The sequence below is a fragment of the Sphaerospermopsis sp. LEGE 08334 genome (assembly GCF_015207205.1).
Classification (GTDB): Bacteria; Cyanobacteriota; Cyanobacteriia; order Cyanobacteriales; family Nostocaceae; genus Sphaerospermopsis.
Window position 1 is genome coordinate 150659 of sequence record NZ_JADEXH010000004.1, and the last position, 7578, is coordinate 158236.

5 protein-coding genes and 2 pseudogenes are annotated in these 7578 nt (G+C 36.3%); 4 read left to right on the top strand and 3 right to left on the bottom strand.

Going from position 1 to position 7578, the window contains the following annotated elements; genetic code table 11:
* The first annotated feature begins 41 nt into the window (after positions 1-41).
* On the top strand, positions 42-1622 hold the full coding sequence (gene serA, locus IQ237_RS03820) for a phosphoglycerate dehydrogenase (protein ID WP_194052483.1): 1581 nt from the start codon (positions 42-44) through the stop codon (positions 1620-1622).
* Positions 1623-1746: 124 nt separating this feature from the next.
* Entirely contained in the window at positions 1747-2667 is a 921-nt protein-coding gene (gene prmA / locus IQ237_RS03825; RefSeq protein WP_194052485.1) for a 50S ribosomal protein L11 methyltransferase, read from the top strand.
* Between the two features lie 146 nt (positions 2668-2813).
* Here prmA and trxA read toward each other — a convergent pair whose 3' ends face one another.
* Complete coding sequence (gene trxA, locus IQ237_RS03830; protein ID WP_194052487.1) at positions 2814-3131, bottom strand: thioredoxin; 318 nt, start codon at positions 3129-3131, stop codon at positions 2814-2816.
* A gap of 761 nt (positions 3132-3892) precedes the next feature.
* Here trxA and IQ237_RS03835 point away from each other — a divergent pair.
* A pseudogene (locus IQ237_RS03835) lies at positions 3893-4186 on the top strand (element excision factor XisH family protein); the annotation flags it as partial.
* On the opposite strand, the gene dcm reads toward IQ237_RS03835, so the two are convergent.
* A complete protein-coding gene (gene dcm / locus IQ237_RS03840) occupies positions 4178-5293 on the bottom strand; it encodes a DNA (cytosine-5-)-methyltransferase (protein ID WP_194052491.1) in 1116 nt (371 codons plus the stop codon). The pseudogene IQ237_RS03835 and the gene dcm sit on opposite strands and share 9 nt — an antisense overlap.
* Entirely contained in the window at positions 5262-6536 is a 1275-nt protein-coding gene (locus tag IQ237_RS03845; protein WP_194052500.1) for a hypothetical protein, read from the bottom strand. Before IQ237_RS03845 ends, dcm begins: the two co-directional genes overlap by 32 nt.
* Positions 6537-7080: 544 nt before the next feature.
* On the opposite strand from IQ237_RS03845, the pseudogene IQ237_RS03855 reads away from it, so the two are divergent.
* A pseudogene (locus IQ237_RS03855) lies at positions 7081-7449 on the top strand (Uma2 family endonuclease); the annotation flags it as partial.
* Positions 7450-7578: the final 129 nt, after the last annotated feature.

Consider the following 7578-nt stretch of genomic DNA (forward strand, 5'->3'; position numbering starts at 1 on the left):
TAAATGCTTGCGGAAAACCTATAATTGTAAATGAAGTAATCATGTCTAAGGTTCTTGTTTCCGATCCCATTGACCAAGCTGGTATTGACATTCTTTCCCAAGTTGCCACGGTTGATGTCAAAACAAATCTAAAACCAGCAGAACTAATAGAAATTATTAGTGAGTATGACGCGCTGATGATTCGTTCTGGAACTCGCGTGACTCAAGAAATTATTGAAGCCAGTACCCAATTAAAAATTATTGGACGTGCTGGTGTGGGTGTGGATAATGTGGATGTTCCTGCTGCTACTCGCAAAGGTATTGTAGTTGTTAATTCCCCAGAAGGAAATACCATTGCGGCTGCCGAACACGCATTAGCAATGATGTTATCTTTATCTCGTCATATCCCCGATGCTAATGCTTCTGTAAAAAGGGGAGAATGGGACAGAAAAACTTTTGTTGGTGCGGAAGTCTATAAGAAAACCCTGGGTATTGTAGGGTTAGGGAAAATTGGTTCTCATGTTGCTCATGTAGCAAAAGCAATGGGGATGAAGCTATTAGCTTATGATCCCTTTATTTCTACAGAACGGGCAGAACAAATTGGTTGTCAGTTGGTAGATTTAGATTTATTATTCCAACAAGCAGACTATATCACTTTACACATTCCCAAAACTCCAGAAACTGCCAATTTAATCAATGCTAAAACTTTGGCAAAGATGAAACCCACTACCAGAATTATTAACTGTGCTAGGGGGGGAATTATTGATGAGGCAGCATTGGCAGCGGCGATTAAAGAAGGTAAAATTGCAGGTGCAGCTTTAGATGTATTCGACTCTGAACCTTTGGGAGAATCTGAGTTGCGATCGCTGGGTAAAGATATAATTCTCACACCCCATTTAGGTGCATCTACCGCCGAAGCCCAAGTAAACGTAGCCATAGACGTGGCAGAACAAATCCGCGATGTGTTGTTAGGACTACCAGCCCGTTCTGCGGTAAATATTCCAGGACTCGGACCCGATATCCTGGAAGAATTCAAACCTTATATGCAGTTGGCGGAAACCTTGGGTAACTTGGTTGGACAACTAGCAGGTGGCAGAGTGGAAACACTGAATGTCAAACTACAAGGGGATCTGGCTACTAATAAGAGTCAGCCTTTAGTAGTAGCGGCGCTCAAAGGTCTACTTTACCAAGCATTGCGGGAACGAGTAAATTATGTCAATGCCAGCATAGAAGCTAAAGAAAGAGGTATTCGGGTAATTGAAACGCGGGATGCTTCAGCAAGAGACTATGCAGGTTCGCTACATTTGGAAGCTACTGGTACTTTGGGTACTCATTCGGTGACAGGTGCTTTGTTGGGTGATAAGGAAATTCACTTAACCGATGTGGATGGTTTCCCCATTAATGTGCCACCTAGCAAATATATGCTGTTCACCTTACACCGGGATATGCCAGGAATTATCGGTAAACTCGGTTCTTTACTGGGCAGTTTTAACGTTAACATTGCCAGTATGCAGGTAGGAAGGAAAATCGTCCGTGGTGATGCAGTAATGGCTTTAAGTATTGATGATCCTTTACCAGATGGCATCTTGGATGAAATTAAACAAGTATCTGGTATTCGGGATGCTTATACAGTGACACTTTAAATTTTGGATTTTGGATTTTGGATTTTGGATTGAACACAGGTAATTAAGTTATTGTTTTTTTAATCGAGCAATCATAAATCACCTATAACCAATCTAAAATCTAAAATCTAAAATCTAAAATTTTATGGCAAATACTTGGTGGGAACTGAAAATTTTATGTGAACCAGACCTGGAAGATTCTATCTTTTGGCGACTGGAAACTTTTGGCTGTCGTGGTACTGCTATTGAAAGTAAAGGAAATTCATCGCTGTTAAAGGCTTATTTGCCTAGCTTTCAAGCACAATTATTAGATTTATCGGCGTTATCTTTATGGTTGCGTCAAGATGCTTTGTGTATCGGGTTGCCTTCTCCGCTGCTACACTGGAATTTGATTGATGAGGAAGACTGGTCTAGTAGTTGGAAACAGTATTGGCAACCTCAAGATATTGGCGATCGCTTCTTGATCAACCCCGCATGGCTACCATTACCTGCATCATCAGAACGGTTGGTGATTCGTCTTGATCCTGGTGTTGCTTTTGGTACAGGTAATCACGCCACAACTCAACTATGTCTAGAATCTTTGGAAATGCGCCTCAGTGCAATTCCTGATTCTTTCATAGGTACAGAGAATAAAAAAGATTCCCTAGTAATTGCGGATATTGGCTGCGGTTCGGGTATCCTTTCTGTAGGTGCTATACTCCTGGGGGCAAAAAAAGTTTATGCAGTTGATAATGATCCTTTGGCGGTAAAATCAACTTTGAGCAATCGCACCCTTAATGATATTAATTCAGAACGCTTGATTCCAGCCTTGGGTAGTGTGGACGTTTTGACAAAAATAATTGATCAGCCAGTTGATGGTATTGTTTGTAATATTTTGGCTGATGTCATTATTGAGTTAATTCCAGAAATGGGAGCTATTACTAAACCAAGTACCTGGGGTATTTTTAGTGGTATTTTATTAGAACAATCTAAAGCTGTTGCTGATGTTTTAGAACAAAATGGTTGGGTTGTGGCTACTCTCTGGAAACGCAAAGAATGGTGTTGTTTAAATGCACGTCGTTCTTAAATTAGGGAATAGGTGACAGGTGACAGGTGACAGGTGACAGGTGACAGTAATTAGAGAGTATAAAACAGTGAATAGGTTAAGAAGCAAAACCGAATTTGATTAACTTTCCCCAATCACCAATCACCAATCACCAATCACCAATCACCTTAAATAAAAGGTTGCAAGTGTTGAATTAACTCTCGTGCTTGAAATACACCTTCAATTCTATCTACAGGTTGACCATTCTTAAATAATACCAAGGTTGGTAGGGCTTCTATTTGATATTGAGTGGCTAATTGAGTGTATTTTTCGGTGTCAATTTTGACAATTCGTAAACAGTCTTTCAATTGAGCATTCACTTGTTCTAAAATTGGACCCATCATCTGACAGGGACCACACCATTCAGCGTAAAAGTCTACTAACACTGGTACATCTGAACCAGAGAGCATTTCTTCAAAGCTGTTAAACTGCTTTTTAGTTGTCATGATGGCACACACCTATTTTTATTCTTTGTTTTTTAATGGTAGTTCTTAGAAATTAGAATCGGTGGAATTTTATTTTTTCTTGAGAAATTTTGCGGTTTCTTGATATTGGTTGATGTTCTCAATAAATTTATTAAGTATTGTTTCTAAATTTAAACATTTTCTTTTTTTGTGGTGATCAAATCCGTATCGGCTCAATAAGTAGGGAAAAAAGAAAAAACGCTCAAAGTGAGCAAGGGAGACAAAGCGTTGTAGAATATGGGGCATGACGCAAAAACCGCAATAAGAAAAAAACACACAGCTAGACCATTGGTGAAAAGTTAAGGAAAAGGAGAAATTGTCAAGGGTGGTATTTGCAGTGAGCAAAAATAGTGGGAAACTCAATCTAGACAAGTAATTGAGCGATTGAGAACAGCCATGACTACCAGCAAAAAAACCAATAGAAACCACGCAAGAAAGAAACAGCGACCAATGGTGGAAGACGAAGTAATTGCAGAGCAACTGGAAAGATTACTGACACCAGCGATGACAAATTAAGAAAATTACTACAGAAAACTAGGACTCAGAGAACGGATACTGAATTTGCCGTTAGAAAGTTATTTCTGTACCTAGAAATCTTCAATTTGATGATTTAGTGACTTTAGTTGAAGCCTTTGGTTTTTCTTTATCACGTATCAACGGTAGTGATCACATTTTTACTCATCCAACTAGCATTACTTAAAAAATTAGGTATTATTTAAGACAATATATCACTTTAACTTTTTATGTCGGCGAGAGATATTTTTCACAATGCAGTTAGGTTAGCTTTAGAAAAAGATGGTTGGTTAATTACTGCTGATCCTTTAATATTTATAGTAGATACTATAGAATTTCGTATTGATTTAGGAGCAGAGCGACTTTTAGGAGCAGAAAAAGAAGGACAAAAAATCGCTGTTGAGATAAAATCTTTTTTAGAGAAATCGGCAATTAGTGAATTTCATACAGCTTTAGGACAAACACTTAATTACCGTTCTATTTTAAGAAAAGAAGAACCTGATCGTATTTTATATTTAGCAATTTGCATCTGGTAAATTAGCAAATGCTTCTCCCACAGTAACATAAGGTAATAATCCCAATAATTGACAACTAGGACTATGAGTAGGCAATGGTAAATCAATACTACCAATATCTTTTCTAGAACCAATAAAAAACAATCTTTTCCTTAATTGAGGAGTACCGAAATCAGCAGCTAAAAGTACACCTGATGATAAATTATAACCTAAATCAATCATACTATTACAAATTTCTTGATATAGCTTTCCACCTCCTAAACCCTTCAAATTAGAAACATTTTCCATCACAAAAAAAGCTGGTTGCAAACACTCCACAAACCGTAAAAAATCATAAATCATACTACCCCGTTGATCTTGCAACCCTCTTTGTTTACCTGCTTGACTAAAAGCTTGACAGGGAGGACCACCAAAAATAATATCAGGTTTATTTATTTCACCTGAAACATTTTGCCAAAAGCTTAACGGATCTGTAATCTGAGAAATATCCTCTTCTATAACCTGAATGCGATCGCCAAAATAACTATTTAAAGTTGCACAAGCATCTACCCAATTATCAACAGCTACCTTAGTTTTGATCCCTGCTATATCAGCACCAATATCCATACCTCCCGCACCACTAAATAAACTGAGTGCAGTCAAAGAACGATTTTCAAATCCTAATAAGTTAGCTTGTTTAACTAATTGTTCAAATACAGCTTTTGCAAGTGGAAAAGGTACAGCATTACCAACTTGAAGCTGACAACTGGTTAAAGTTCCCTGTAATTTTAAATCATCAGGTAATCCTTGTAAACGAGCCGCTTCACGCACAGTAATAAATCTGTTTTGATATGGGTGGACAAACTTATTAAAAACATAACCTGTTACTGTTAATGAAGGTTTTTCAGGATCAAGACGAATCATCCTTAAATTGGGTCCACCTTGCCGATTAGGATCATACTTCACATAAAATTTAAAGCTTTCATGCCAAAGTTCTTCCGGTAAATCTTGCATTTTTTGCCCGATTTTTAGAGCGTTGATTCTTTTTTGTACATCCACACCTACCCGTCTAGCAACGTGATTAGAAACCACTGTCAAAGAAATATTAAAATCTAAACTTTTGCTTAATCCATTCATCTCTTATATGACTTTCAGTAAAGGTTATTATACCATCAAACAGATTAAAAACTTCTTTTTCTGCTGGTAAATCAGCAACAGTTTTTGCTTGTCCAGTTTCATCTATAGTCCAAACAATATCTTGAAGTTCTAATAAATAATCATTATAGTGACGCACAGCATGAATATTAGATAATATAGCAGTTTTTACGCTTATTGTACTAGGCTTTGGCTTTTGGGAAGCAGCAATTTTTAATACTTGATAAATTCCTTTTTTAATATCATCAGTTCTATCCATTCCTACACTAGATTTACTATCAGAAATAGATTCATATCCTTCACCACTTCTTCTTTGCGGCCAATTTTCAGGTCTAGGAATCGGTTGTCCACAAGCATTAGTTAACCAATAAACAGGTTCTGGGAAATTTCCCCTACCCCTTGCAGCTTTGTTATATGCAGAAAAAGCTATACTCCAAAACTGGAAATAACGATGAAAAAGTTGATTATCATCATTAAAAGCTGCCCCCATTTGCTCATATACCCATACCGAAGATTTATTACTTCCTTTGATTCCTAAATTTATCAGTTCATATTTATATGTGTCATTTTCTAACTTTGGGAGAAGAATATGCAAATTAGATGCACTAATAAAAGAATTATCAGTAGGTGAATGTGAACGAGATAATAATTCACCTTCATTTCCCAATTCAGTTTGTATTTCAACAGGTACTGCTAGAGGTAAAGTAGTCAGTGGAGCAGCCTTAACTTCTGAAAGTAAAACTATATTCTCCTTTGAATCATAAATTATTACATCAATAGGTTCAATACCATGATATATTTCTAAATCTTGTGAATTGATTTTAAATAAGTGTTTTAAGAATACACATAGTAAACGACTTGTTGTTTTACCAATTGTTCCCGATGGTGGTTTATTTGCCTGATGAAATAAGAAATCACCTTGCAAAATACATCTTGGACAGGTGTTAGTATATGGATAAATTAACAGAGGTGAATTATCAATTGGACAGTAAAGCCATCTTTTATTAGTTAATTTTCCATAGTATTCAGCAGCAACGATTAAATCAAATGCAGCAGCTAGTGAAATTCCAGGAGCAGTAGAAGTCACTTGTGCATTTTCCAAAGCTTTCTGAATCAGAATTGTTGCTAATGCTTCTTCGTGAGCATATACTTCTACAGGCTTTACTCTTGCTAAAAGGTTGGCTATTTCATCAACTTTAACGGATTCATCCTGATTATTTTTCATGGTTATTCAAATAAACAATATACTAATCATATAATGAATATTCTTTTTTTACCTTCATGAAGGTTATGTTATGAGTCCCATCCCCAAAAGCGTAGTAGAAATAGTAAAGGGAATGACAACCAAAATCTTCATAAATTTATTGCGTTGGGTTGCGATGCGATGCAGCTTAACCTAACCTACGAATATAATAAAAGATTGAAATTACAATACCTTACATAAATTAAACCTGCTAGTATTTCCACCCATTAAACAGGAGATAGTTTTATGGAAAGAATAAATTATCCTGAATTAGTAAAAACCGTATTAGCAAGACATACCGAAAATCATAGATCAGAAGGAACAGAAAAAGAGTTAATTTTTGACAATGAAAGAAATCGCTATTAACTCATTTTCAGCAGGATGATCTGACAGAAAAAATCACACACCATTCTTACTTTGCGTTCTTCCTTTGTGTCTTAGCGTCTTTGCGTGAGATAAAAAATATTGATAATTGCTATACTCTAAACATGACCACAAACTTATTCCATACTAACAATAAAAATATATGACTCTTAGCCAATCTCACCAATATTTATCCCCAGAAGAATATTTAGAATTAGAAAAAACTAGCCCTATTAAACATGAATATATTCAAGGGCAAATTTACGCAATGGCAGGTGCTAGTGATTCTCATGTGACAATTACTACTAATTTAGTTGCTCTTTTAAGAAATCATATTCGCGCTACAGGATGCCGTCTTTATGTTGCTGATATGAAAGCCAGAATTGAAACTCTGGATATTTTTTATTCTCCTGATCTTATGGTAACTTGCGATTCAAGAGATACAGAATTTGAATATTTTAAACGCTATCCAAGTTTAATTATTGAAGTTTTATCACCTGCAACTGAAGCCTTTGATAGAGGAGATAAATTCATTAGACATCTCCGAAAACTATCTAACCTTCACCACAACTGCTTTTGAGGAAATGAAGGTAAAGTGCAAAGATACTCAGATTATACGCTAGAATCAGTGCTGAAGATGCCTGCTATTGGGAATTAGCCA